General features: G+C 56.7%; 25 protein-coding genes and 2 pseudogenes. 24 read left to right on the top strand and 3 right to left on the bottom strand.

From position 1 onward, the window contains the following. Positions 1 to 347, bottom strand: a pseudogene (locus ACAX43_RS32430) (AMP-binding protein); the annotation flags it as partial. A 937-nt stretch (positions 348 to 1284) separates the two neighbouring features. On the opposite strand from ACAX43_RS32430, the gene ACAX43_RS32435 reads away from it, so the two are divergent. From ACAX43_RS32435 to ACAX43_RS32460, 6 genes are all read left to right on the top strand, one after another. After that, complete coding sequence (locus ACAX43_RS32435; RefSeq protein ID WP_370712406.1) at positions 1285 to 2481, top strand: porin; 1197 nt, start codon at positions 1285 to 1287, stop codon at positions 2479 to 2481. Positions 2482 to 2572: 91 nt separating this feature from the next. Further along, positions 2573 to 3793, top strand: a complete 1221-nt coding sequence (locus tag ACAX43_RS32440; protein WP_370712407.1) for an ABC transporter substrate-binding protein — start codon at positions 2573 to 2575, stop codon at positions 3791 to 3793. Beyond that, the gene (locus ACAX43_RS32445) at positions 3790 to 4650 is read left to right on the top strand and encodes a branched-chain amino acid ABC transporter permease (protein WP_370712408.1); all 861 of its coding nucleotides are present in this window, start codon (positions 3790 to 3792) and stop codon (positions 4648 to 4650) included. Before ACAX43_RS32440 ends, ACAX43_RS32445 begins: the two co-directional genes overlap by 4 nt. Further along, the gene (locus ACAX43_RS32450) at positions 4647 to 5591 is read left to right on the top strand and encodes a branched-chain amino acid ABC transporter permease (protein WP_370712409.1); all 945 of its coding nucleotides are present in this window, start codon (positions 4647 to 4649) and stop codon (positions 5589 to 5591) included. The genes ACAX43_RS32445 and ACAX43_RS32450 overlap by 4 nt, the downstream gene beginning before the upstream one ends. Continuing rightward, complete coding sequence (locus tag ACAX43_RS32455; protein ID WP_370712410.1) at positions 5588 to 6382, top strand: ABC transporter ATP-binding protein; 795 nt, start codon at positions 5588 to 5590, stop codon at positions 6380 to 6382. The genes ACAX43_RS32450 and ACAX43_RS32455 overlap by 4 nt, the downstream gene beginning before the upstream one ends. Next, positions 6379 to 7092: an ABC transporter ATP-binding protein gene (locus ACAX43_RS32460; protein WP_370712411.1), complete on the top strand. Its 714-nt coding sequence runs from the start codon at positions 6379 to 6381 to the stop codon at positions 7090 to 7092. The genes ACAX43_RS32455 and ACAX43_RS32460 overlap by 4 nt, the downstream gene beginning before the upstream one ends. A gap of 193 nt (positions 7093 to 7285) precedes the next feature. Here ACAX43_RS32460 and ACAX43_RS32465 read toward each other — a convergent pair. Next, a pseudogene (locus ACAX43_RS32465) lies at positions 7286 to 7552 on the bottom strand (IS21 family transposase); the annotation flags it as partial. 122 nt (positions 7553 to 7674) lie between these two features. Next, positions 7675 to 8637: a LysR substrate-binding domain-containing protein gene (locus ACAX43_RS32470; RefSeq protein WP_370712412.1), complete on the bottom strand. Its 963-nt coding sequence runs from the start codon at positions 8635 to 8637 to the stop codon at positions 7675 to 7677. 152 nt (positions 8638 to 8789) lie between these two features. Here ACAX43_RS32470 and ACAX43_RS32475 point away from each other — a divergent pair, with 152 nt between their 5' ends. From ACAX43_RS32475 to ACAX43_RS32560, 18 genes are all read left to right on the top strand, one after another. After that, a complete protein-coding gene (locus ACAX43_RS32475; protein WP_370712413.1) occupies positions 8790 to 9701 on the top strand; it encodes a hypothetical protein in 912 nt (303 codons plus the stop codon). A 13-nt stretch (positions 9702 to 9714) separates the two neighbouring features. Further along, positions 9715 to 10119, top strand: coding sequence for a cupin domain-containing protein (locus tag ACAX43_RS32480; RefSeq protein ID WP_370712414.1), 405 nt, complete (start codon positions 9715 to 9717; stop codon positions 10117 to 10119). Beyond that, positions 10116 to 10496, top strand: a complete 381-nt coding sequence (locus tag ACAX43_RS32485; protein ID WP_370712415.1) for an AraC family ligand binding domain-containing protein — start codon at positions 10116 to 10118, stop codon at positions 10494 to 10496. Before ACAX43_RS32480 ends, ACAX43_RS32485 begins: the two co-directional genes overlap by 4 nt. 302 nt (positions 10497 to 10798) lie before the next feature. Further along, positions 10799 to 12025 (top strand): IS21 family transposase, encoded by a 1227-nt coding sequence (gene istA, locus ACAX43_RS32490; RefSeq protein ID WP_370712416.1) that lies wholly within the window; start codon positions 10799 to 10801, stop codon positions 12023 to 12025. After that, positions 12022 to 12888: an IS21-like element helper ATPase IstB gene (gene istB, locus ACAX43_RS32495; protein WP_370712417.1), complete on the top strand. Its 867-nt coding sequence runs from the start codon at positions 12022 to 12024 to the stop codon at positions 12886 to 12888. Before istA ends, istB begins: the two co-directional genes overlap by 4 nt. Positions 12889 to 13023: 135 nt before the next feature. Then, positions 13024 to 13587 carry an HpcH/HpaI aldolase/citrate lyase family protein gene (locus ACAX43_RS32500; RefSeq protein WP_370712418.1) on the top strand — a complete coding sequence of 188 codons (564 nt, stop codon included), beginning with the start codon at positions 13024 to 13026 and terminating at the stop codon, positions 13585 to 13587. A 2-nt stretch (positions 13588 to 13589) separates the two neighbouring features. Further along, positions 13590 to 15272 (top strand): FAD-dependent oxidoreductase, encoded by a 1683-nt coding sequence (locus ACAX43_RS32505; RefSeq protein WP_370712419.1) that lies wholly within the window; start codon positions 13590 to 13592, stop codon positions 15270 to 15272. Then, positions 15269 to 15823, top strand: a complete 555-nt coding sequence (locus tag ACAX43_RS32510; protein ID WP_370712420.1) for a CoxG family protein — start codon at positions 15269 to 15271, stop codon at positions 15821 to 15823. The genes ACAX43_RS32505 and ACAX43_RS32510 overlap by 4 nt, the downstream gene beginning before the upstream one ends. A gap of 61 nt (positions 15824 to 15884) precedes the next feature. Then, positions 15885 to 16316, top strand: a complete 432-nt coding sequence (locus tag ACAX43_RS32515) for a Zn-ribbon domain-containing OB-fold protein (RefSeq protein ID WP_370712421.1) — start codon at positions 15885 to 15887, stop codon at positions 16314 to 16316. 14 nt (positions 16317 to 16330) lie between these two features. Next, positions 16331 to 17500, top strand: coding sequence for a lipid-transfer protein (locus ACAX43_RS32520; protein WP_370712422.1), 1170 nt, complete (start codon positions 16331 to 16333; stop codon positions 17498 to 17500). Between the two features lie 37 nt (positions 17501 to 17537). Beyond that, a complete protein-coding gene (locus ACAX43_RS32525; protein ID WP_370712423.1) occupies positions 17538 to 18518 on the top strand; it encodes a MaoC family dehydratase N-terminal domain-containing protein in 981 nt (326 codons plus the stop codon). A 1-nt stretch (position 18519) separates the two neighbouring features. Further along, entirely contained in the window at positions 18520 to 19683 is a 1164-nt protein-coding gene (locus ACAX43_RS32530; protein WP_370712424.1) for an acyl-CoA dehydrogenase family protein, read from the top strand. Between the two features lie 44 nt (positions 19684 to 19727). Beyond that, positions 19728 to 20930, top strand: coding sequence for an ABC transporter substrate-binding protein (locus ACAX43_RS32535; RefSeq protein WP_370712425.1), 1203 nt, complete (start codon positions 19728 to 19730; stop codon positions 20928 to 20930). Positions 20931 to 21243: 313 nt separating this feature from the next. Continuing rightward, positions 21244 to 22044 (top strand): enoyl-CoA hydratase/isomerase family protein, encoded by an 801-nt coding sequence (locus tag ACAX43_RS32540; protein WP_370712426.1) that lies wholly within the window; start codon positions 21244 to 21246, stop codon positions 22042 to 22044. A 4-nt stretch (positions 22045 to 22048) separates the two neighbouring features. After that, positions 22049 to 23620 (top strand): class I adenylate-forming enzyme family protein, encoded by a 1572-nt coding sequence (locus tag ACAX43_RS32545; RefSeq protein ID WP_370712427.1) that lies wholly within the window; start codon positions 22049 to 22051, stop codon positions 23618 to 23620. Positions 23621 to 23775: 155 nt separating this feature from the next. Beyond that, positions 23776 to 24309, top strand: coding sequence for a nuclear transport factor 2 family protein (locus tag ACAX43_RS32550; protein ID WP_370712428.1), 534 nt, complete (start codon positions 23776 to 23778; stop codon positions 24307 to 24309). Beyond that, on the top strand, positions 24306 to 24863 hold the full coding sequence (locus tag ACAX43_RS32555) for a DUF2889 domain-containing protein (RefSeq protein ID WP_370712429.1): 558 nt from the start codon (positions 24306 to 24308) through the stop codon (positions 24861 to 24863). Before ACAX43_RS32550 ends, ACAX43_RS32555 begins: the two co-directional genes overlap by 4 nt. 44 nt (positions 24864 to 24907) lie before the next feature. Beyond that, positions 24908 to 26071: an enoyl-CoA hydratase/isomerase family protein gene (locus tag ACAX43_RS32560; protein WP_370712430.1), complete on the top strand. Its 1164-nt coding sequence runs from the start codon at positions 24908 to 24910 to the stop codon at positions 26069 to 26071. The last annotated feature ends 120 nt before the right edge of the window (positions 26072 to 26191 follow it).

A 26191-nucleotide genomic window follows, 5' to 3' on the forward strand; every position in this document is an offset into this window, starting at 1 on the left:
GTTGCTCCAGTACATCAGCGCCGCGCTCGGCCCCTTAATGAACAGATCGCCGACCTCGCCGTCGGGCACGGTGTGTCCCGTTTCGTCGCGCAGTTCGATTTCGTAGCCGGGGACGGGGCGGCCCGTCGTGCCGTATTCGACCTCACCCACACGATTGGACAGAAAAAGATGTGCAGCATCTCGGTCGAGCCGATGCCGTCGAGAATCTCGCAGCCGAAGTGCGTGGTGAAGCGCTCGCCAATCTCGCGCGGCAGCGCTTCGCCAGCTGACGTGCAGATGCGCAGCGCCACGTCCGCGCGGGCGGGCAGCCGGGGCGAGGCCAGCGTGCTGACGTAGAGCGTCGGCACGCCGTAGAACAGTCTGCGCTAGCAGGCTTCGCGGCCAAATTAAATTCGATTGGCGCGCCGCTACGGCAGAGCTTGACGTACGTAAGCGCCAGTTTTCGCCCACCTAGCTTCCGTGTTTGAGAAGATCCACGATTGCGTCCGCAATCCAACTTGCGGACGCAATCCATGACCCAGGATGACCTGACCTTTTTTCCCTTACGTGTGACGCGCGTTTACGGACCCGTCGGCATTCGGTGTATATGCGTCGCTTCGAAGGAAAGTGATCGGAGCATGCCCCCTTGGGGCATTATGGATATCCCGAGTCACCTCTCTCCCTCTGCTGGATTGTCCATCAGTTTTTGTTATAACGTCAAAGAAGATTTGGTATTGGAAAATTAATGGTGGGACGCCTAAATTCACTGGTAGGCCGACGGCGGGGTAGCAAGGTCGAAATAGTAATCGTTATGACGGTACTGTCGTGTGTGAATGGCTGTCATATTATACAGAATATGAAGTCTTACCAGTAAAGAAGAACCGTTCTAAATGGCATCGAATCATGACGCGACGCAGGTGCGGAGAAAGACTAAAAATATATCCCGCGATCCGATGTCGGCCCGACTACCCCAGACGTTGCGGCGCCATTTTAACGCATAGGGAGATTGCTCGGAACCAGCTCACATCATACGAATCGCCAGATCTTCGGCCTAATTATTAGTTGAAAAATAGTGATCTATCAAAAATACAAAAAATAGATTGCCGTGGTAAATAAGCGGAAAGCTCCATGCTGAAATATTGCTGCAAGATTGCAATATAGAGTAAAAGGTGGTGTCAAGATTTAAAGGTCAGTGTTCTAGGCGTCACTGCCATCGTCTGGGACAGTTATGAAAAAGCCGTTGCGGCTAAGTTTTATTCAAGATTTTGGAAAAGATAAGATTATTAAAACATATGGAGACTTATTTTGAAAACGAAACTGATGCCTTTAGTGGCGACGGTATTGACTGCTGTTACTGGAGCCGCATATGCACAATCTAGCGTGACTTTATATGGTTTGATAGATGAAGGCGTGCTCTATAACACAAACGCCAAGGGAGGGCGTCAATATGCTATAACCAATAGCACCGCACAGGGAGATCGCTGGGGTCTGATTGGAAAAGAGGATTTGGGTGGAGGTCTACAAGCTATATTTCGTCTGGAAAATGGCTTTAACGTAGAGACCGGAGCCTTAGAGCAAGGCGGAGCTGAATTCGGTCGCCAAGCGTACGTGGGTTTGGCCGGAAAATTTGGCCAGGTCACGTTTGGCCGCCATTACGACCCGATTGTCGACTCGGTATCGGGATATATATTGGCGGGTAGTACGCATCAGGGCGGCGCTGGGCAAATTGGTGGAGTGTTTTCCTCCCACCCAGGGGACATGGATAATCTGGACAACAGTTATCGCGTCAATAACTCGATCAAATACTATAGCCCTGTATTCGATGGCTTCCAGGGCGTTGCCTTATACAGCGTTGGTGGGGCGGCTGGAGATTATTCGAGGAATCAAATATGGGCACTTAGCGCATCCTACAATTTGGGATCTTTCAGTGCAGGTGCTGCTTTCGAAAAAATAAACGAACCAAATTTCTCGCTATTTGGAAATAATCCCAGTTCAAGTGCAACTGGTAATAATATGACCGCGACACCGGTTTATAGCGGTTACGCATCCGCAAAAAGCCAGCAAATTGTAACTGCCGGAGCCTCTTATGCTTTTGGTGCGTTTTCAATTGCAGCGGTTTATTCGAACGTTCGTTTCAGTGATCTTGGGGCTGTTGGAGGCGGCGTTCTGAACCCCAACAATTTGTCTGGCACTGCCGTGTTCAATACGGGCGAACTGAATGTAGGTTATAGAATAACGTCTTCGTGGATGGTCGGACTTGGCTATACCTATACTCAGGGAACATCTTTCGATAGCTTGCCTGCCGCAAAATATAAGCAAATCAACATCGGCACGGATTACATCCTCTCCAAGCGAACCGACCTCTTTGCTACGTGCGGCTATCAGCGAGCGAGCGGCTATGACTCCACGTTGAAGCCCGCTGTTGCATCAATCTACACCGCCACCCCGTCCGCGAGCAATTCACAACTAGTTGCGGTCGTCGGGATTCGAACAAAATTCTGATTCGGCATAGTCGATATCGTTCTGATTTCGACCATTGCCAGTATTTAACCAAATTTACTAAATACTGGCTGAACTCATTCTGGTGACGAAAATGACCTTCCTGAGAAGATTGTTTGACTGCCGTAGCTCATGGCACATCCGTTCGTTCGGTATGCTGATTTTATGGATCGGCACGTTGCTTGCCCTGCCCGTAATGGCGGTTGAGCCTTTCAAAATTGTGGGAATAGTTGCTTTGAGTGGCACATACGGGATCTATGGCGACGACATGCGGAAAGGTTTGAATTTGGCTGTCGCGCAGCGTAGAACCGTTTTAGGAAGACCGATACAAGTCGTCTGGGAAGACACCCAAAGCAAGGCCGACGTTGCGTCGCAGAAGGCTATCAAAGCCGCATCTTCAGGTGCCGATCTTATCTTTGGCTCCGTCGCTTCCTCCGAGACGCTCGCGCTCGAACAGATCAGTGAGTCGCGAAAAATTCCACTACTGATCACACAATCATCTGCAGATGCAATCACCGCCAAACCACATCGCTATGTTTTTCGCACAAGGGAAAAGTTTAGCAACGAGGTTTTGATGGTGCAGCACTATATAGAGAAAAACAAGTCGGCCTCCGTTTATGCGGTCGTAGCTGATGCGTCAGTCTTCCGCGAAGGTTGGGCTGAGATTCAACACGGCTTGACCGCAGATGGTGTGGCATTGAAAGGTAGTGACATCGTGCCATTTGGAGCAACAGATTACTCAGTTGTAGTCGGTAAAGCGGCTGCCTCTGGCGCAAATACCCTTGTGTTATTCCTTGCAGGGAGTGATGCGGTTACATTTATTAAGCAGGCCGCCGCCGTGCGATTGATGGACCACATGCGCGTTGTCGGTCCGACCATTATGGACGACAGCATGGCAAAAGCGGCTGGCGATGCAGCGCTTGGAGTGGTTTCAGCCGTGGGCTATCACTACAGCATAGACAATGATGCAAATAGAAAGTTTGTAAGCGAATACCGAAAATCCTACTCCGGAACTGCGCCCTCATTTGGCGCTGGGGAGGCCTACGAAGGCGTTAATTGGATGCTTGACGTTATCGAAAGGACACATTCGAGTGATCCAGAGGTCTGGATAGCGGCTATGGAAAAATCAGATGACCCTAGCAGTATCGAAGGTGCTAAACGCATGAGATGGTGCGACCATCAGGCAGACAGGGTGAGCTACATGGTTGAAGGCGTGAAGGGATCGGGAGTTCCACCTGAGTTAAAGATTATCGGCGCATGGACGGACAGTGAACTTGGTCAAAAACCGTGCCCGGTCAGGCAAGGCCGGCCATGAGCACGATTGTTATCGGTCTGAGCATCGGAATGCTCCTATTTTTGCTTGCTTCCGGCCTGACAGTCATTTTCGGAACACTAGGCGTAGTGAATTTCGCTCACGGCGCGATGTATTCGTTCGGTGCGTACCTGACATGGCAAGCGATCTCATGGACAAACAGCTTTTGGCTCGGCCTTGTATTTGCACCGTTTATTATGGCAGCAGTCGGGTTTGTGTTCGAGATTCTGTGTCTGAGAAAAACCTACTCTCGAGATCATGTTCTGCAATTACTTGTGACATTCGGACTCGTTCTTATTTTAGACGAAGCGGCAAAGGTCATTTGGGGCCTCGATTACAAGAATGTATCAACTCCGAGCCTGCTGGCAGGAACATGGAGCGTGGCAGGTACTGAGGTCGCAATATATCGCCTCTTCGTAATTGCATTTGGGGGTGTCATCTCATTTGCGTTGTTTGCTGTGATAGATCATAGCCGTGCGGGAATGATTCTGCGCGCCTCTGAAACACATGCCCCCATGGTTCGATGTCTGGGTATTAAGGTCGATTCGGTTCGAACTACAGTCTTTGCCGTAGGATCGGGTCTCGCTGCGTTGGGTGGTGCCATTGCGTCGCCTTTACTTCCTATTCAGCCCGGAGCTGGCTTCACCATCATCATCGATAGCTTTCTCGTGGTTCTGATTGGAGGCTTAGGTAATATACGTGGGGCCATTTTCAGCGCGCTTGCCATCGGCATGGGAAGGGCTCTAGGTCAGAGGTGGCTGCCAGACTGGGTGGATATCCTTACCTACGCGATACTCGTCGGCGTACTCATACTGTCGCCTCAAGGTCTGTTTGGTCGTGGGCCGGGGAGAAAGGGATGAAGATCCGTTATACGGGCTTGATTGTTGTCGCCGTCGGGCTGATCGCCATCGGCTTTCAGTATCTAAGAGGTGACGGTGGTGCGGTATTCCTGGTGGGATTAATGTTAGTGTGGGCGATTGCGGCACTGGGTTATGATTTAGTGTTTGGCCTAAGCGGTTTGCTGTCGTTCGGGCATGCTGCATTCCTTGGCTCTGGTGCCTATGCAGTCGCGATTTTAACTACCCAATGGATGCTGCCTTTCTCGTTTGCCATTTCTATTTCCGCGGTCCTGGGAGCCTTGCTTGCGCTCGTTTTTGGCGCTGCGGCGTTGCGGGCCAGCGGAATTTATTTCGGATTACTCACGCTTGCATTGGCGCAGCTCACCAATATCCTTCTTACCGTGCGGCTTCAGGGATTGACGGGAGGTGACGATGGAATTTCCGGCGTGAGCAGGCCTACTATATACCTGAAATTCCTGGCGGACGATCTCAATTATCTTGTATACGTTGGGTGCATTTTCCTTGGCGCATTGGCTTTGTCTGCGTTGTTACGTCGATCCCCGTTTGGACAGGTTCTGCGAGCGGCCAGTCAGAATGAGGTGAGAGCGGAACAACTCGGATGGAATGTTCGCCGATATAGATTGGCGATCTTTGCCGTGTCTGGCGCTTATACCGGGATAGCAGGAGGATTGCTAGCCGGTCTGATGCAATTCGCAGGACCTCAACTCATGCAGTGGAGCAACTCGGGTGACCTCATCATAATGACCCTTTTGGGAGGCCGCGATTCACTCCTGGGTCCGGTAATAGGTGTAGTTTTGATGACTCTGCTTCGTGAGGTGGTCGGCTCATACACCGAGCATTGGGCGGGCATCTTAGGTGTCGTCTTCGTTCTCTGTACGCTATATATGCCCGTCGGCGTCACCGGGCTCTGGAGACATTTTCGTGGGAAAGGCGCTACATGAATGCTGTACCAGCTAGTCATATCGCAGGTTCGATCGAACACTCGCCAGTGTTGCTCTGCGAGAATATCAGTGTCGACTTCGCAGGATTTCAAGCGCTGAGAGACGTGACCATTTCTGTTCGCGGCGGGCAGACAATAGCGCTGATTGGCCCTAATGGCGCGGGAAAATCTACGTTGATGAACGTGATGTCTGGGCTCTTGAGGCCGACGTCCGGAAGTATCCGATTACGCGATCGCGATGTTACATCGAATTCTCCAAGCAAGTTGGCTCGAATGGGCGTCGCACGAAGCTTTCAGAATATCAGCTTATTTGCGACCATGACCGTGTACGAGAACCTTCGACTCGCGGTGCAGCGTCAGCTTTTCGATATTGCACCTTTCTGGAAGTCCGTAGCAGGATATCGTCGTTTGACCGAAGAGACTGATCTGGCATTAGAGCGGTCGCATTTGACGACTTATCGTAATCGACTTGCTGCAGAGCTGTCACATGGTCAGCAGCGCGCTCTGGATCTTGGGATGACGTTGATTGGTGATCCCGTGATCCTTCTGCTCGATGAACCATTGGCGGGCGTGGGACACGATGACCTCGATTTCTTTCTAACCCTCCTTCGTAAAGTCTGTTCAAACCGAACGGTACTCCTTGTCGAGCACAACATGGATGCTGTAATGGGACTGGCTGACGATGTCGTGGTGCTTGTCGGCGGGCAAGTTCTAACGAGAGGATCACCAACCGAAATTCGTGCGAACCCGAAAGTACGCGAGTCTTACCTCGGTTCGGGAGAAGAATCATGAACCCTGTCATAGCCTTGGACGGTGCTGACGTTTTTTATGGCAGCACGCAGGCTCTTTATGGCGTATCTATTGCTGTGCGGCCGGGCGAGACTGTTGCCTTGGTCGGGCGCAATGGAGCCGGTAAGTCGACCGCTCTTCGCGCACTGATGGGTTTGTTACCCTGTCGACGTGGACGGCGTTTGATCGATGGTATGGACGGGTCATTACTCGGTCCTGAAGCTGTCAATCGACTTGGTGTCGCATACGTTCCCGAAGATCGGCAGGTGTTCTCCAATCTCACAGTTGAGGAGAATCTTCGGATTGCCAGTTTCGTGCGGCGCAGATGTGATGCACCTCAATGGAGCCTGGATGAAATCTGGACGATTTTTCCGCGTTTATTCGAGCGGCGCTCGGCGCGAGGCCAAACTCTCTCGGGTGGCGAGCAGCAAATGCTTGCACTCGGACGCGCGTTACTTTGTAATCCTAGAGCGATCCTTTTAGACGAACCGACTGAAGGCTTGGCACCCTTGGTTGTTGGATCGTTAGTGACGGCAATGAAAAAGATTGCGGACAGTGGAGTTGCTACCATTCTGGTTGAACAAAACTTCGTCGTCCCCGGTCGTATTGCTGACCGCTTCCTGATCATGGATAACGGTGTTGTAAAATGGAGCGGTGATAGGGCGAGCTTCTTTGCGCAGCGAGAGAACCTTGAAAACTTATTGAGTGTCTGACGGGATTGCAGGGGAAACAGAAGAAGATGTTGCAGCATGATCTTCTCACTCATTGTGCGTCTCCCCGCCAAGCGCGACAAGAGCCCGACCGCCGTTGACCACGGGAACCAGCGGATTTACCAGGAGCCGAGTCAACTCCTCGCGCACGAATTCCGACAATTGCTCCCACGTCACCCCGTTCGGTTTAAGCCGTATGTCTGCTGGTTATTCGCACCTCCTGCAACCGCCGCACTGGATTGAGGCTGTTGAACTGCGCCTTCAGCAGTGACGTTCATCGGCGGCCTTCGAGCACAGGATGAACGACCGGCAACTCCCCGTCCTCGTAAATGAGGATCTCGTGAGCCACGCTGTGCACCTCGAGCGTGCGCCTGCGGATACGGTCCGGCACACTTTAGTAGTTGCCGGCAATGGATACGAACCCTTCGTGACTGGCGCGTCGCTCAAGCCGAATCACACCATTAGCGAACTACGTTAGGCAACGGCTAGCGCGAATTGCATTTCTGATGAGTCAATGTGCCGGATATCGTAGTTGAGGATATCCACATCTCCAGTCTTTACGTACCGCCGGTTGTACTTCGATACCTAGGGTATGGCGTCGGAGCCCTCGGCCATCTCGGTGACGGGCTTGATCAGACGACCAGAAAGCCACTCTCCCGATGTTACTTTCTGGGTGATTTCCCTGCGCATCAGATCGAGCACAACCCGAGCGCCGACGGAGAGGGGGCGCACGCTCGAATAGCAGATAGAAACTTGCCAACTGAGAGTCGGGTTGATGATCGGAAGAGCAACCACATGGCCTGCGCGGATCGATTGCTCCGCCGAGCCTGCGGGAAGGATGGTCGTGCCATCACCTACTCTTGCGAGTTCGATCATAAGCGACGTCGAGTCGACTTCCAAGACCTCTACTTTTTTCAGATGGAGGCTGTCGATCAGCTCGCGGAGAATGTGCGGGCGGTGCGGCAGGATAAGCGGCGTGTTCTGCAGATCCTGTGCGTTCACAAAGTTCTTTTTACGGGAGGTCCTGGTGGCGGCAGAAATCGCGACAAGATCTTCCACGAGAACTGGCATGCTGGTCAGGAGCTTTGGTGTGTTCGAGCCGAAGAGTACGGCCAAGTCAAGGCTTCCACTTAAAAGCCATTCATGCAGCAGCGCACTGAAGCCTTCCGCGAAGCGCACGGACAGTCCTGGGTACGACGTCCGTACAACGTGTAGTAGCTTCGGAGTTGCGAACCGTGTCGCAGGCGCTGGCAGTCCAACGCTGACCAAGCCCATCGCAGCCTTGTTTGATCCAGTCGACCGAAAGTCTTGTCGCAACTGCTCAAATTCGCTGAGCACGTCCCGGCAGCGCCCGAAGAACGCAACACCTTCGTTTGTCAGTTCTACTCCGTGTCCGTGACGAAGGAACAGTTTCAGGCGCAACTCTTCCTCGAGCAATCTCATTTGCCGGCTCAAAGCAGGCTGGCTTATGTGGAGGAACGCGGCTGCGCGCGTGTAGCTTCGCAGTTCGGCGATATAGACGAACGTCCTGATTTGCCGCAGGTCCATTGATGTGCTCCTCCGAGATGCCTATCAGTTTCGGTTATATCACACATGATCACTTGATATTGGCTCAATGCGGAATGCACGCCTAAAGTAATCCCATGTCGCAGTGCATACCTCACCGAGTTGGGCACCAAATACAAAGGAGGCGTCAGGCAATGGCAGTTGAGAAACCTCAGACCGAACTGGTGGCACAAGGCCATCACGTCCACAGTCTCTACCTAGGTGACTTTGATCCCCACTTTATCAACCATCCGCATGTGACGGGCCGCAGCATACACACAGAAGGTTTTAGCGCGGAATTTTTGGACGAGGCGCTCGAACAGGTGCAATACCCGCTGTTCGGAAAATGGGGGCTTATCGGGGAGAAGGGCGGCAATGACATCTATGCAGATCGTTGCAGTGTCTATATCTTCGGGCAGTACTACGGCCGCGACGGTCTCGATCTCAAGACACGGGGTCTGCTGGTTGTCTCCGCCTTGGGCGTGCTTATGCGCGAGGGCGTATTGCCAACCTGGACGAACGCCTGTCGCAACCTCGGGTGGACAGAAGATCAGCTGAAGGAGCTCGGCGCGGTCATATCCCACGTGGGCGGTTTTCCTGTGTCACGGGGATCGCTCATGATGATGGATGAAGTCTTTGAAAAGCGTCGCAAGATGACGGGCGAGCAGGTAGGAGAGGTTGGCAGCGGGGAAACACGCAGGGATTTGTACGTGGCCGCCTGCGAAACGGCTCAGCGCCTTTTCGGTAATCCGGACGGGGACTTCGACGACATCTCATTGCCTGAGGGCGACAACTTCCGCAAACAGATGGTGACTTGGGTTTTCGGCTATCTGTTTAACGAGCGAAATCTGATTCCAGAACGCGCGAAGGTTCTGTCGGTGATCGTCATGAGCACTGTCATTGGCCGGATCCAGATGGCGAAGCGCTGGATGGGCGCTGCGCAGCGCATCGGACTCAAGCGCCTCGAGGTCCAGGAGAGCCTGCTCACAGCAGCTTTGTACGGCGGGTGGCCTACTGCGGCCGAGGCGCTTGGCGCGCTCGCCGAGGTTTGGCCCCTTGGAGATTAAGGGGAAAACAGGCATGAAGCTTCAGACCACAATCCAGCATGCACCCAAAGACGGCAGCGGGTTTGATCGCGGCCTTCGCGAGTTCTTCGAGTACCGCGACACTGGCGTGAACGAGGCGACTGGCGGAATGTTCGGCGCGCACGTTATCCGCGCGGTTCCCGGCAAGGAGGCCACGCCGACCTGGCATACCCATACCGTCGGATTTCAGCTGTTCTACGTCTTGAGAGGCTGGGTCGAATTCGAATACGAGGACATCGGCGCGGTCATGCTTGAGGCCGGCGGCTCGGCTTTCCAGCCTCCCGGGGTGCGCCACCGGGAATTGCGCCACAGCGACGATCTGGAAGTGCTTGAGGTTGTGTCGCCTGCCGGCTTCGCCACAAGCGTAGTCGATTTGGAGCAGGAGGCGCCAAAGCCATGACCATGATGTATGACTGGAACCGGCTACCGCGCGAGGTGGTTCGTCCGGGCGTGGAGCGTTGCGGTTTTCGGGGGGAGGACAGCATCCTCGTGATGAACTGGATTTCGCCGGCCATTGACGTGCGCCCTCATCAGCACGAATTCGAGCAACTGGTTGTGTGCGTCCAGGGCAGTTTCAATTACCACGTAGGTGACCGGGTGTTCCACATGACGCCTGGATGCATGCTGCGGGTGCCGCCCCGGACCGTGCATTACATTGAGCCGGTCGGCCATGAGGTAGCTTTGAACCTGGACATCTTTGCGCCGATGCGCGACGACTACAGGCACCTCGTGGAATACCAGGCGGGTGAATTTCCGAGCAGTAGAGGCAAGGCGTGACGATGGTAGAGGGGCGCGCGTTGCGCGAGCGCCTGCGTGCTGGCGAGCGCTTGATCGGCACCTTTGTGAAAACGCCTGCACCCGCGGTCGTTGAAGTGCTTGGTCGAACCGGCATCGACTTCGCCGTGCTCGATGCAGTGTCAGCGTCGGATAGATACTCCCCATTTTCGTCGAAGTAATTTTCCCCAGTTTTCATGAGTGCGGTGCGCGGCAGGGATGCCGGCGCCGCACCGACTGATCGCCGACCATATCGCCCTTGAGATCCGTCCTGGGGGGTGTCGGTGGTCGAGCTGGGAGAAGTGATGACGATTCTGGAACTGCACCGGCAGGGGCTGAGTATCTCTGCCATCGCCGCTCGACTGAACATGGATCGCAAGACGATTCGCAAATACATCAAGGATGGCGTTCAGGCGCCACGCTATGGCCCGCGTGCGCCGCGACCGTGTGTAGTCGACCCGTTCGTCAGCTATGTGACCGAACGCGTACGCACGTTCCCGGAACTCAGTGTTGAACGGTTGCTGCGCGAGGTCCGGGCGATGGGATACAAAGGTGGCCGTACCGCACTGGGCGATCTGGTGCGCGAGGTTCGGCCGCCGCGCCAGCGCGGCTTCGAAGTACGCTTCGAGACTGCCGCCGGCCATCAGGCGCAAGTTGACTTCGCGCACTTCAACGTTGAATTCGACGACGCACCGGGCCAGCGCAGGTCGATCTGGCTCTTCTCGATCGTCCTTGGCCATAGCCGGTATCTCTGGGGCCGCTTCGTTGAGCATCAGGACCTGCAGACGGTACTGCGCTGCCACATGGAAGCATTCGAACATCTGGGTGGCGTGCCGCGCGAGATTCTCTACGACCGGATGAAGACCGCAGTTCTTGGCGAGCTTGAGAAGCACATCGTCTACAACGCGAAGCTGGTCGCGTTTGCGCAGCACTACAGCTTCGCTCCACGTGCATGCAAGGCTTACCGGGCCAAGACCAAGGGCAAGGTTGAACGCCCCTACCGTTATATCCGGCAGGACTTCTTCCTGGCACGCCGCTTCCAGAATCTCGGTGACATGAACCGTCAGTTGCGCGAGTGGTTAGACACCGTCGCCAATGTCCGCCTGCATGGCACCACGCATCGTGTGGTCGCCCAGCACTTCAGCGAGGAGCGGCCAGCGTTGCAAACGTTGCCCGCTGGAACGTTTAACGGTGTGATCCGGCTCGAGCGGCGCGTCAGTCATGAAGGGCTCGTATCCGTCGGCGGCAACTACTACAGCGTGCCTGACCGTACCCGCAGGCGCACGCTCGACGTGCACAGCCTGGCTCACGAGATCCGCATTTACGAGGACGGGAAGCTGCTGGCCGTTCATCCAGTGCTCGAAGGCCGTCGACGAACATCGCTGCTGCCAGGACATCGCCGCTCACACGACCGTCAAAAACAGGCGACCCAGCATGTCGCGCCATTGCCGGCGACGCCGGTTGCGCGTCGCCCGCTGGCGTTTTATGACCAGGTGGCCAAACGCCTGGCCGGTGCCGGGAGGCCTGCATGAACAGCATGCCATCATCGACACTCGAACGGATTCGCCGATACCTCGTTGGCCTGCGCATGCCTCGTGCGCTCGAAGCACTGGATGCCACCATGAAGCGTTTCGAGCAAGGCGACAGCTCCATGATGGAGGTACTCGAAACGTTGCTGGGCGAAGAGTTCACGACACGTGAAACCCGGCGCATCAAGATGGCACTGCAAACTGCGAGGCTCGGTACGATCAAGACGTTGGCTGGCTACGACTTCAGTTTCCAGCCCAGCTTGGACCGTGATCGCATCATGGCGCTCGCGCAGCTGGAGTTCATTGAGCGGCGGCAAACAGTTCACTTCCTCGGCCCGCCTGGAACCGGGAAGTCCCATCTATGCGTCGCGCTCGGCGTCGAAGCTGTGCGAGCTGGCAAGAGCGTCTACTTCGGCACGCTTGCCGAAATTGTTGCCTCGATGGCCAAGGCCGAGCGCGAGGGCAATCTCACGCAACGTGTGCGATTCCTTGCACGCAACAGCCTGTTGATCGTTGACGAGATCGGGTACCTGCCGATCGGCTCGAATGGCGGCAACCTGTTCTTCCAGCTTGTCAATGCCTGCTATGAGCGATGCGCCATCATCCTGACTTCGAACCGCAGCTTCGGCGAATGGGGCGAAGTGTTCGGCGATAGCGTGGTCGCAGCGGCGCTGCTCGATCGCCTGCTGCATCACGCCATCGTGGTGCAGATCGAGGGTTCGTCGTATCGCCTGCGCGAGCACGCCGATCTGCTGCCTGACCATCTGCGCAACCGGTCGTCTTCCCTGAACCCCGTGCCGGCCGAACCCGCTCGGCGGCGACCGGGCCGTCCCCGTAGGAGCTCACCTGATCACGAGCCCGGCTGATCACCGTTCGCAAAGGGTGGGGAAATTTACTTCGACACTTCTGGGGAAATTGCGCCCGACGTTGACAATGCAGAACATGCTCCGTTCGATAGGACCCGTGTTGATGCATGCGTGCTGGCGGGATACGCAGTGGGTTTGCCGGTGCTGGTGCGGCTGCGGGAAGCGTCCGCTCGAGCGGTCCAGTCTGTTCTCGACTTGGGCGCTGCGGGGGTCATTGTTCCGCGCGTTAATGATGTGGTCACTGCAAAAGCCATGCGCCGGGCGTGCGAATACTCCGACGCGGGGCGCGGCTTCTCTAACTCTCCGCGAGTTGGCAACTACGGCACTCTGGAGCAGTCAGCACTCGTCGCACAGGAGCATCAGCGGCCGATCGTGATCTGTCAGGTCGAGGATGCCACGGCGGTCGAGCGCATTGAGGAGCTTGCCGCTCTCGACGATGTGGACGGTTTCCTGCTGGGAAGGGCCGACCTCGCGGTATCGCTCGGTTGCGGCTCTCTGCAGGATCCCGCCGTGCAGCGAGCGGTCGACCGCGTGGTTGCCGCCTGTAGGTCTGCGCAGAGGCCCGCCGGCATTTTTCTAGGGCAGGCAGCGGAGATACCGGAATACATCGACAAGGGGGTGCATTTCTTCGTGGTGGGTTCCGATCAGAGCGCGATGCTCTCGTATTTCCGTGCAGTGGCGCGAAGCGTCGAGGATTGAACATGAGTGACAGCAGATTGGCAGTGAATACAGGCACGCTTGACGAAGTAGATGTCGTGGTGGTTGGTTCCGGCGCAGCGGGAATGACGGCTGCAATCCTGGCGCACGACCATGGCGCAAAGGTCATGATCGTGGAGCGCACTGGCAAAGTGGGTGGCACGACCGCGGTTTCTGGCGGCGGAATCTGGATTCCGTTGAACCACCGGATGGGTGAGCTCGGGTTTTCAGACTCACGTGCGGAAGCGCTGGCTTATCTTACCCAGCTCGCAATGGGGCGAACTGATCCGGAACTGCTCGAGACCTTCGTTGACACCGCGGCGACGATGATCAAGTACCTTGAGGACCACACACCTCTCGTATTCGGCGCCATGACGGCGACCGATTACCAGCCTGAGCTTCCCGGAGGGAAATTCGGCGGTAGATCCCTTGAGCCACAGCCTTTCGACACCAACCTGCTGGGAGATTGGCGTTCCAGGCTGCGTCCGCCTAGCTCTTTTGCCTTCCCGCTCACGCGGGAGGAGGCATTCGGCAAATACGACACGTTCTTTCGTCCCTGGCTGGTGCCGCAGGATCTGGCTGCAGAGCGTTTGATGAAAGGGGTTGTCACGATCGGTCAGGCACTCGCCGCGGGGCTTCTGAAGGCAGTGCTGGATCGCAACATTCCAATCTTGTTCGAGACGCGCGTCCGTAAGCTGCTAGTCGAGGGGGACCGCGTGGCGGGAGTGATAGGTGAGCAGGAGGGAACCAGGCAGCAGATTGTGCGGGCGCGCGCCGCGGTCATTCTAGCCAGCGCCGGGTTCGAATGGAACCCGCGCCTGCAGGCGCAGTTTCTCACGGCACCGATTGAGAACCCCAACTCACCGCCTTTCAACGAAGGGGATGGACTGTTGATGGCCATGGAGATCGGCGCTGACTTGGGCAACATGGCAGAGGCCTGGCATTACCCGTCACTGATGATTCCCGGGGAGACGTATGAAGGGAAGCCGTTAAGCCGCCCAGCGCTTGCGGAGCGCAACGGCCCCCATGTCATCTGGGTGAATAGAGATGGCCGACGTTTTGTTAATGAGGCAGCGAACTACAACTCCATGGGTCGTTTGTTCCATGAGATTCGGACCGATGGCCCCGTGTTTCGGAATCTGCCAGCCTGGGCTTTAATGGACAGCCAATACCGGAGCCAATATGTCCTCGGCACCACCATGCCCGAAGATCCGGATCCGCAGTGGTTGATCAAGGCGGCCACCCTGGAAGAATTGGCGGGTAACGTGGGTATCGATGTAAAGCAATTGCTGGCGACGGTGGAGGAATGGAATGACTGCGTGCGCCAGGGGGCCGATCTTCGGTTCGGCAAGGGGAGGAGCTCCTATGACCGGTCGCAAGGCGACAAGCAAGCGATGCTTCCGAACCTCGGCACAATCGAAAAGGCGCCCTTCTACGCTGTGCCGATCCATACTGGCGCGTTGGGCACGAAGGGCGGACCTCGCACCAATTGCCGGGCGCAGGTGCTTCACGTCCGCGGCAATGTGATTCCCGGCTTGTACGCGGCCGGTAACGTGGCAGCGAGCATCACGGGGCCGGGTTATCCCGGCCGTGGGGCCACGCTCGGACCGGGGATGACCTTCGGCTATATCGCGGGGATCGACGCGGCCGGAGAAGCAAAGCGGTTGGTGGAAAAGGCTGCGAAATGATCTCCACTCAACGCGAGATCGTTGTCCGGCAGCAGCCTGCGCAGGCCTGGATCTTCGTCAGGGAGATCGGCAATTGGGCTGCGCAGATGCCAGGGTATCTAAAGCATGAGGAAAAGGGGCCGGACGATTCTGTGTGGACGCTTGATATACACCTCGGGCCTTTCTCTCGACCTGTTGAGCTGTCAGTGCACGTGGTGCGCTGGCTGCCGGGAGAAGGCGCGGACTTCAAGCTGAAGGCAACTTACGAACCCTTCCACGGCGAAGGCTCGTTTCGCCTGACTGGTGTGCCAGGGGGAACGAACATGGTCATGATTCTCGGCACTGAGGTCACTGGCTCGATGAGTAAATTGTTGACGGCGATGGCGGCTCCGGTCCTCGAGAAGGTAGCTGACGAGTTTTCACGAAACTTGGTGGCGGTTCTGGGAGGGGCGCCTGAGCTTGCTTCGCCGTCTGATTTGCCAGCGCAAAATGATACCCGTACCAGCATTGCCTCTGCGTTTCGCGGATGGATGGCGGGGATTCGCCGCCGCCTGACGAGGGCAAGAACCTGACCCGATATGCACTGCAAAATAAAGCGGGGCAATCATGTTGTGCGATGAAGTCGAGGAGCGAATGAAAGACGAAACGAATCAGGAGGTCAGGCCGGTGCGCCCGCATCCGGTAATGACCATGGATACTGAGTTTTTCTGGAATGCTGCACGCGAGCACAAGTTGGCGATCCAGCGCTGTTGCAATTGCGGGAAGTTGCGCCATCCGCCGATGCCTTCGTGTCCTCACTGCTATTCGTTCGAGTGGGACACGGTCGAATCGGCTGGCAACGGAACACTCCTAAGCTACACGGTGGTGTACGCCCCCCTTGTGACGCCCTTCACAAAGCCCTATGCGGTAGGGCTGGTCGCCCTCGATGAGGGAACCCGTCTCGTGGCGGAACTGGTCGATGCGAACTTCGACGAACTTCGGATTGGCATGCCCGCCATGCTTGAATTCATGGACTGTGAGGGAGACCTCACGTTGCCCGTCTTCCGCGTGCGGCGGGAGAGCTGAGAACAGAGCGAAATATGGACATATCACAAGCAGCGATTGCCGGAATCGGGGCAACAGCTTTTACCAAGAAGTCGGGTGTCAGCGAATGGCGTCTTGCAGTTGAAGCAGTCAAGGCGGCCCTCGACGATGCCGGCATCGCGCCGACAGAAGTGGATGGACTTGTAACGTACTCGATGGACACCAATCCGGAAGTCTATATCGCACAGGCGCTCGGCATGAAGGATCTGACGTTCTTTAGTCGCATCCACTACGGGGGTGGTGCCGCCTGCGCTACGATTCAGCAGGCGGCGCTTGCAGTGACGAGCGGTGTTGCTAAAGTCGTCGTCTGCTATCGTGCGTTCAACGAGCGGTCGGGGCTACGACTGGGTTCGGGAGTCATGGCAGAAACCCAGGCGGTAACCACCGAATCGTTGCGCTACGGCTGGGTCGCCCCGTATGGTCTGAAGACTCCAGCCAGTTGGGTGGCCCTCTTTGCTCAGCGCTACATGCATGTATATGGAGCGACGTCGGAGTCGTTTGGGCATGTTGCGGTCTCCAGCAGGAAGTACGCGGCGACGAATCCGAAGGCGCACTTCTACGGCCGGCCGATCACTTTGGAGGATCACCAGCAATCGCGCTGGATCTCCCATCCCTTGCGGCTGCTCGATTGCTGCCAGGAGACGGATGGCGGCCAGGCGCTTGTGGTCACGACCTTGGACCATGCTCGTACCCTGCAGCATAAACCGGCCAGGATTGTCGCATCGGCTCAGGGCTCAGCGCCGCAACAGCACCCGATGACCAGCTTTTACCGTGATGACCTGACTGGACTAGCGGAGATGGGAGTTGTGGCGAGGCAGTTGTGGGCACAGTCGAAGCTCAAGCCGTCTGACATTGACGCTGCGATCATCTATGACCACTTCACACCCTTGGTATTGATGCAGCTGGAAGAACTGGGGTTCTGCGAACGAGGCGAGGCCAAGGACTTCGTGAAGGGGCACACTTTTGACCTAACTGGTGAACTGCCGATGAACATGAACGGCGGGCAGTTGGGGGAAGCCTACCTGCACGGTATGAACGGCATCGCGGAAGCGGTGCGTCAGATTCGAGGCGCCGCAGTCAACCAGGTGTCCGATGTCAATCACGTTCTGGTGACCGCCGGCACCGGGCCCCCGACTAGCGGTCTCATTCTGGCTGCCGAGCATTGAACTGGTTGCATACTAATTAAACTAAGGAGACCTAGTAATGGGAGCCGATTACGCTTCTGCAGCGAGTTATACCCGAACGGGAAGCGGCGACGATTTGCCGGATTGGGTGGGACGCGAATTCGTGATTCACGCCCCATTTCCCGTGGAGCTCAGCCGCATCGCCGATTTTTGCGCCATGTTGGAAGACCCGAACCCCCTCTATTGGGATATTGAGGCAGCGACGCAGAAGTTTGGCCGACCGATCGCCCCTCCTGCGACTCTGACAGCCTGGCGATGGCCGGCACCCTGGAATCCTTATGGCCGGCCCGAGCACGGGTTTCCTGCCACAGTCGAAGTGCCATGTCCCACCGATACATTGGTGAACGTCGAGTTTGCCTGCGATTACCTGCAGCAGATCGGTGTCGGCGACAAGCTGACCTACGTGGACCGCATCGCCGCGATTTCCGACGAAAAAATGACTGCGCTGGGAAGAGGCTACTTCGTTACCGCGGACACGGTGGTCACCAATCAGGAAAACCAGGAAGTCGCGAAGTACCGCAACGTCATGCTGCGGTACAAAAGCGGGACTGGCAAGGCTGCTGATAGCCAGAAAGTGCAGCAGCCAGCCTCAGAGATAGTTCCGACCGACAGCGAGAGGCCCATCCCGGCCTTGAGCATTCCTGTGACGTGGACCTTGTGCACGCAATTGACGGCCGCTACTCGAGATTACTTCCCGGGACACCACGATCCCGACTACGCCAAGTCGCAGGGCGTGTTAAATCCTTATCCGAACACCGGTTATTACTGCGGGCTGATGGACCGGGTGGCGCTGGAATGGGCAAATTTCGACGGCGTGCTGAAGCGGCGGGTGCTGCGAATGTTCACACCTGCGCCAATCGGCACCACTTTGCGTACCAGTGGGAGAGTTCTCTCGCGTCAGACGGTGGCAGGTACGGAGCATGTGGAACTGCAGATCGAGGTCCGGAACGAAGAAGCGCTCATCGCCCAGGCGCGCATAACCCTCAAGATGGGAGCTTGACTTGAACTCCAACCTGATTGAAACCAGTGCTGAACATCAGCAAATTTACGATAGCGTTGCAAAGATCACGCGAGCATACGGCCATGCTGCATTCGCCAAGGCCGGACGGCGCGGCGAGGAAGCACGCGAACTTTGGCAGAACCTAGCCGAAGCGGGCTACTTGGGTATCTCAGTCCCTGAGGAATACGGCGGGAGCGGACAGGGCGTTGAAGAACTCGCGATCGTCCTGGAGGCCACCGCTGCGCAGGGATGCCCAATGACTTCATTTGTCGTACTGCCGATTATCGTCTTTGTGCTTTCGAAACATGCGACCGAAGCACAGAAAAGGGAAATTCTACCTGCAATCGCTACTGGACAGAAGCGCTTGGCCTTTGCGATTACAGAGCCTGACGCCGGAACGAACACTCACAATCTGAAAACCAATGCGGTCAAGACTGCGAATGGCGGGTGGAGGCTAAGCGGCTCGAAGTACTACATCACCGAGGCAGAAGTGGCCGACGCCTTGCTGGTCGTAGCCCGAACCGGCGTTGACGAGGCTACCGGTCGTGGAAAACTATCACTCTTTCTAGTGCCGAAGCATCTGAAGGGCGTGACCCTTCAGAATCTCCCGACGGAGCTAATTGTGCCGGAACGGCAGGCTAGCGTCTTCTTTGATGACGTCGAGCTTCCGGTCGATGCCTTAATCGGCGCGGAGGGCGAAGGTTTGAGAAATGTTTTCACGGGTCTCAACCCAGAACGCATTGCAGTGGCGGCACTCTGTAATGGGCTGACCACATACGCCCTTACCAAGGCCTGCGAGTATGCCAAAGTGCGAAAAGTATGGAAGACGCCTATCGGCGCGCATCAAGCCGTTGCTCATCCGCTGGCTGAAGCCTACGCGCGTCTGCAGCTATCGAAGATGGCGACCCAGCGAGCCGCGCAACTCTACGACGCGGGGCGGGATGCCGGGGACGCTTCAAACATCGCGAAGCTGACTGCTTCAGACACCGCAGTGTTTGCATTGGACCGTGCTATCCAGACTCACGGAGGCAACGGTTTCTCGCAGGAATTCGGACTGGGTGACTTATGGTTTGTGGCCCGGGTTCAGCAAACCGCCCCGGTCAGCCGGGAAATGGTCTTGAACCATATCGCTCAGCATAACCTGGGACTTCCAAGATCATACTGAAGCCGCCGTCGGCATGATGTAAAAAAAGAGATAAAGGAGACAAAATGATTTACGGGATCAGGAATGCTATCGCCGCATTGGTGCTGGGCGTGACGTTTCCCTGCATGGCCCAAATCTCGGAAAATGTCATCAGAATAGCGGTGCTTACCGATCTCTCTGGACCCTACATGGACGTAGATGGTCCGGGAGGAGTCGAGGCTATCCGCATGGCCATCGCCGATGCCGGCGGCACCATTGACGGCAAGAGGATCGAACTTCTGGTTGCGGACCATCAGAACAGGACGGATCTCGCGGTCTCAAAGGCCCGCGAATGGATCGACACGCGTGGTGTTGACGTCATCTTCGCGGGTGGCGCGTCGGCAGCCGTGCTCGGGATGGCACAAGTCGCCAAGGAAAAGAAAAAGCCGCTGATAGTGAACGGCGCTGGCAGTGCGAGACTAACAAACGAGGACTGCTCGCCGTACACCGTGCACTATGCTTATGACACAGTTGCATTAGCAAAAGTCGGCAGTGCCGCGCTTGTTAAGCAAGGCCTGAAGTCCTGGTTTTTTGTTGCGCTTGATACGGCATTCGGCGCATCCACCGTTAGCGACACCTCCGAAGTACTGCGGGCCAACGGCGGAAAAGTCATCGGAGTGGTCAGGCATCCTGCGAACCTCCCTGACTTTTCGTCGATCATGCTTCAAGCCCAAGGTTCTGGGGCGCAGGTTCTGGCTCTGGCGAACGCTGGCTCCGACGCGGTTAACGCAATCAAGAGTGCAAAGGAATTCGGCCTTATGCGGAGCATGCGGGTGGCGGGGCTAAACCTGTTCATTGGAGACGTGTACTCCCTCGGCCTCCCTACGGCCCAAGGCTTGTACCTGACGGAAAACTGGTACTGGGACATCTCGCCAGAGTCCCGTTCCTGGTCAAAACGCTTCTTCGAGAAGATGAAAAAGATGCCGGCGGGAACCCAAGCCGCGCAGTACTCTGCAGCTTCTCACTATCTTGCCGCTGTGAAGGAAACTAGGTCGGATGATGGCGACAAGGTGATGGCAGCCATGAAGTCGATGCCGATCAACGACATGTACGCAAAAAACGGAAGGATTCGCGAGGACGGCCGGATGATCCACGAGATGTATCTCATGCAGGTTAAGACGCCAGCGGAGTCTCATTACCCGTGGGATTACTACAAGATCGTGGAGCGCGTGCCCGCGGAGGAAGCGTTCACCACGAAGGCGCAGTCGAAGTGTCCTCTGTGGAAATAGGCGTTTATCCGCCGCATCCGAAGGAAGAAGATTTCCCTTTCATCTGGACGAAGCGAAACAAGCGCAGCGTTGCACTGAACCTGAAAGCCGTTCGTACAAGCCGAAAAATGGTTTCATGTGCATGATAGGCCGTTCGGATGACGAACCAATGCGGGATGGTCCATCCATCGTCGACATGGTGATGGCGCTAGAAGAAGTCCGCAGTTACGTCTCAGAAGGCCGATCAGTTTGTATTGATCCGGAGGCCAACTATATGGCAGGAAAAGGTTGCTGGTCGAACGATTGTTGAATGCGTCACCGGAAAGGAGCAGATATGAAGAGCAATAGACAGTACTCGTCCTTGGGGATATCGGAGAGCAACGGTATCCTGCGTTGCGTTTTGGCCCCCGGCCATCGGCTCAACCTCATCGACGCTGCAATGCACGAGGAGCTTGAGGAATTCTTCGCCGACCTCGTGCACCGGGAGGACGTACGAGTGGTGGTGCTTACCGGCGCGGGCAATGTATTTTCTTCCGGTGGTGATCTTCGCAGCGTTGCCAACGACGAATACCACAAGGGGCTTCCAGGCGGCGCGACGACTCGCGCGGGCCTGCGGATGATCCGGAACCTGGTGAGCGTCCCGCAGCCGGTCATCGCCGCGCTCAACGGCGATTGTTGCGGCCTTGCTGCTTCGATTGCATTGCATTGCGACATCATCGTCGCGCATGAGCGCGCGCGGATCGGCGATCCCCACGTGTCGGTGGGAGCCGTGGCAGGAGACGGTGGCGCCGTGGTCTGGCCACTTCAAGTCAGCCTCAGCCGCGCGAAGGAGTATCTGATGCTCGGTGAACTCATCCCTGCCCGCGAGGCGGAACGCATCGGCCTCATCAACCACGTCTACGACGACGCAACTTATGACGCAGCAGTGGAGGGGCTAGCTACCCGCCTCGCGTCGGGAGCGATGTATGCCATTCGATGGACGAAGGCCGCGATCAACAAGGTGTTGATCGAACGCGTGAATATGGTGCTGGATACCAGTTTGGCACTCGAAGGCCTTTCGTTCACCACCCAGGATTACAAGGAAGGCATGTCCGCCTTCCTCGAGAAACGGCAACCTATGTTCAAGGGACGGTGAAACCATGACCAGCATTCTAGACCAGCCCGACATCCTGTTCCCGGACGTAATCCGCCACAATGCCAGATTCCATGGTGTCAAAACGGCTGTCGTCTGCGGCGACGATCGCCTGAACTGGCGTGAGTTTCACCTTCGTACGAACAAGGTCGCCAATGCACTCGTGCGAGCCGGACTCCAAAAAGGGGACCGCGTATGCTTCTTCATGCAGAACTCTATGGCGGCCTTCGAGTTGATCTGGGGCACGATTAAGGCCGGGGGTGTGGTCTCGCCACTGAATGTCATGATGGCTGCTGATTCGCTGCCGGCCATGATCGATAACGCTGCGCCGCGTTTCATATTCGTCGACAGCGAGCTCGCTAGCGCGGTCGATGCAGTCCGGGGCGCCGTGCGGAATAAGCCGGATATCTTCTACGCGGAGTCTAGCGCGGTTGATGGCTGGCAATCATACGTCGAACTGGTCGAGACCGGTTCCGAGGCAGAGTACTTTCCGGATCTGAAGCTGTCCGATACGATGACGGTGCTCTACAGCTCCGGGACTACTGGTGTTCCGAAAGGCAGCGAGCATACGCACGCAGCGCGCCACTTCTATTCGCTGGGCTGCGGTCCCGCCCTGCGAATGGACCCCTACAGTGTGGCGCTCTGCGCAACTCCGCTGTACACAAATGGAACCTGGATCACTCTCCTTCCAGCGCTGTACCTTGGCGGCACAGTAGTTCTCGCCCGCAAGCTGACCCCTCAAGCCTGGCTGGAGCTGGTGTCGCGCGAGCGGGTCACCCATGCATTCCTGGTTCCCACTCAGTGCATCGGGATCGTGGAGCGTGCGTCACCCGAATATGACGTTTCATCGCTGAAGGGCATTCTCTATGGTGGTGCGCCGATGACCAGCCAGACAGCAGCAGCCATGGCGAAGACCTTCCCGAGCGCCCGCATGTACGAGATCTACGGGATGTCCGAGGGGTGGTGCACGCTCGCATATCCGGAGGATCGCGCGCACGGCAGAAGTTCCACCGTTGGCAAACCGGTGTTCGGAGGTGATATTTGCGTAATCGATCCAGAAGGCAGGGAACTGCCACCCGGAGAGCAAGGCGAACTTGCCGGCTGGAGCGCTGGGCTTATGAAGGGATATCTTGGCGACCCGCAGCGCACCGCAGATATCGTCTGGAAGGGTCCGCATGGCCGCACTTATCTGCGAAGCGGCGATATCGGATACATGGACACGGAAGGTTTTTTCTTCGTGAACGGCCGAGTGAAAGACATGATCATCTCTGGCGGCATCAACGTGTTCGCATCGGATATTGAGGAAGTTTTCATGCAGCACCCCGCAGTGGCCGAAGCTGCGGCTATCGGGATTCCGCATGCAAAATGGGGTGAAACCCCGATCGTTCTGGTTATCCTGCGGCAGGGCCATTGGATCGATGCAGTTGAACTCAAGGAGTGGGGCAACTATCGCCTCGGTAAGTTTCAGCGAGTGAGCGACGTGAAATTCGTTGATGATTTTCCACGGGCCAATTACGGCAAAATTCTCAAGCGGGTGCTGCGCGAGCCATACTGGGAAGGGCGCGAGCGAAGTATTTGATGAAGCGCTGCAGTTCGGACAGGAATGGTTTTCACATCGCGCTGGACGTCATGAGCCATCGCTTGTGTCCTCGACCACGACACTCACGTTTAGCTCGTCGACGAGGTATTTCAGTTTTCAACGACGCGCATTGCTTAGGACTGTGGAGGTCGCGCATGAACCAGGAAGATGATGCAAAGCTGGCGTATCTAATGGCGGTGAACGCCATTCAAATGACCAAGGCGCGGTATTGCCGCTTCGTCGACACAAAGCAGTGGTATCGCCTGCGAACGTTATTCACCGCCGATTGCAGATTTGAAGGGTTGGGATCAGCCCCGGACAGAGCGGATCTCGACACGTTCATCGAGGGGATCTCGCGTCGACTGGCGGATGTTGTCTCTGTCCATCATTGCCACATGGGCGAGATCGAACTCGTCGGCGCCGACGAGGCCAAGGTCATTTGGGCGATGGAGGATCATCTGGAGTGGCAGGACAGTGATGAAGTGGTCGAAGCTCCGGGCAGCCGGGGCTTCCGCGGCTACGGACACTACGAAGAATGCTATGTCCGGCAAGGTGATACGTGGAAAATCTCGCTGCTTCGCCTAACCCGGATTGGAGTCCACCCGATTCCGGATGCACAGCCGCGCCTCGGGACCGGGCGCCTCGAAGCAAACCCAGATTGGCTGCCGTCTGACAGGTGTCTACGATGACAACTGAGCGGAAGCATCTCCATTCGCGTTGCATCACGTGTGAAGCATACTTGTGCGAAGACGGCTCTGTCGAGCTCGAGGGCATGCTGACGGACACCAAATCCCAGCCATTCGACGTGGGTGATCAAGGCGTGCTGCCGACAGGCCATCCGATCCACCAGATGCTTGTGCGCCTCCGTGTGGCCTCGGATTTCCGAATCACCGAGGCGGAGGCACGCACGATTCATGGGCCGTACAAGGTGTGCGGTGATATTGCACCTCAATACAGCAAGCTTGTCGGACTGACCATCGGGCCCGGCTTCAATGCTCTGGTGAAGCGGATGTTCCGGGAACGTTTGGGCTGTACGCATCTGACCGAACTTCTGCCGGTTATTGCCACCGTCGCTTATCAGGCGATCTGGTCGGAGTTCCGCAGCTTCGAGAAATACGACCCCGCCAAGGCGGCGGAACGACGGTCCACTCCGCTGGGGGGCTGCCATGCGCTCCAACAGGATGGGGAAGTGGTGCGCCTGTATTTCCCCGATCGCTATAAGCCGCCCGACTCCTCTGCCTAGTGTTCCGTCCCAGAAATAACTTTGTAGGCGAGGAGAGCTTGGCCATGAGCGAAGTAGTTGAAGCCGACGAAGCTGCGTTTTGTTACCGCGCCAGCGAGACGTCCCAGGTGTCGCGTGGGAAAGCGATCGAGTTCCGCCTGATCAACCACGTTGCGATCATCACGCTCAATCGTCCTTCCACATTGAATGCGCTCTCGCATGAAATGGTTCAGAACTTTGCATCGCTGATCGAATGCTGCCGCACCGATCGCAATGTGGTTGCTGTCGTGCTGGAAGGGGCCGGCGCGAATGGCTTTTGTGCGGGCAGCGATGTTCGCTCGCTCTATCGGGATGCGATGACCGGGATCGGGAACTGGCGGCAGTTCTTTGTCGACGAATACCGGCTCGACTATGCGCTGCACCGGTTTCACAAACCTGTTGTGGCCCTGATGGATGGCGCAACCATGGGCGGTGGGATGGGGCTGGCTCAGGCTGCTTCCTTACGCATCGTGACCGAACGGACGCGCATCGCCATGCCCGAAACACGCATTGGCTTCATCCCCGACGTCGGAGCGACACGATTTCTGGCGGACTTGCCGGTCGAACTGGAACTTTATGTCGGGCTTACGGGACAGAGTGTCGATGGTGCAGACGCGGTCGCTTTCGGACTGGCCGACGCCTATGCGCCCGCCTGGTCGCTGCAAGGTTTTGAGAAGCGACTTGGGATGCTTGATCTGAGCGATGTACGGCAGAGCATCAAGGATGTATTCGTTTCACCAACAACACCCGTCGCACCTCCCAGGTTGGCAGAGTTTCTGCCGCTCATTCGTGGGCACTTCGCTGCGAAGTTTTCAGCCGAAGAGATCGTGGATTCGATCGAGTGTGCAATAACGTGTGATCAATCGGAGCGTGCGCACGTCTGGTTGCAGGAGACGCTGGATGCGCTGCTTGCTTGTTCGCCGCTCATGCTCAATGTGACACGTGAGGCACTATTACGAGGACGGCAAATGACATTGGCCGACTGTTTTCGTATGGAGTTCGATATTGCCATCCGGGCCATCGAAGTCGGCGATTTCTGCGAGGGTGTCCGTGCTCGACTGATCGATGAGGATAGCGAGCCATGCTGGATGTTCCAGACCTTGAAGGACGTCAATCCAGCGATCGTCCGGAAATTCTTTTCGACGCCCTGCCGTGTCGGGAGGCATCCCTTGGCGGATCTGGGGATGTAGGATTGTGGCCCTCGCCGAATGCCTGTATGCAGCTCTGGATAGGCATCGAAGATAGTTGGACTTGACCCTCTCGCAAACGTGCTTTCGCTGAGACAGGGTAGATAGGGTCGCAAGCCGACC

The sequence above is a fragment of the Paraburkholderia sp. IW21 genome, from assembly GCF_041321145.1.
Classification (GTDB): domain Bacteria; phylum Pseudomonadota; class Gammaproteobacteria; order Burkholderiales; family Burkholderiaceae; genus Paraburkholderia.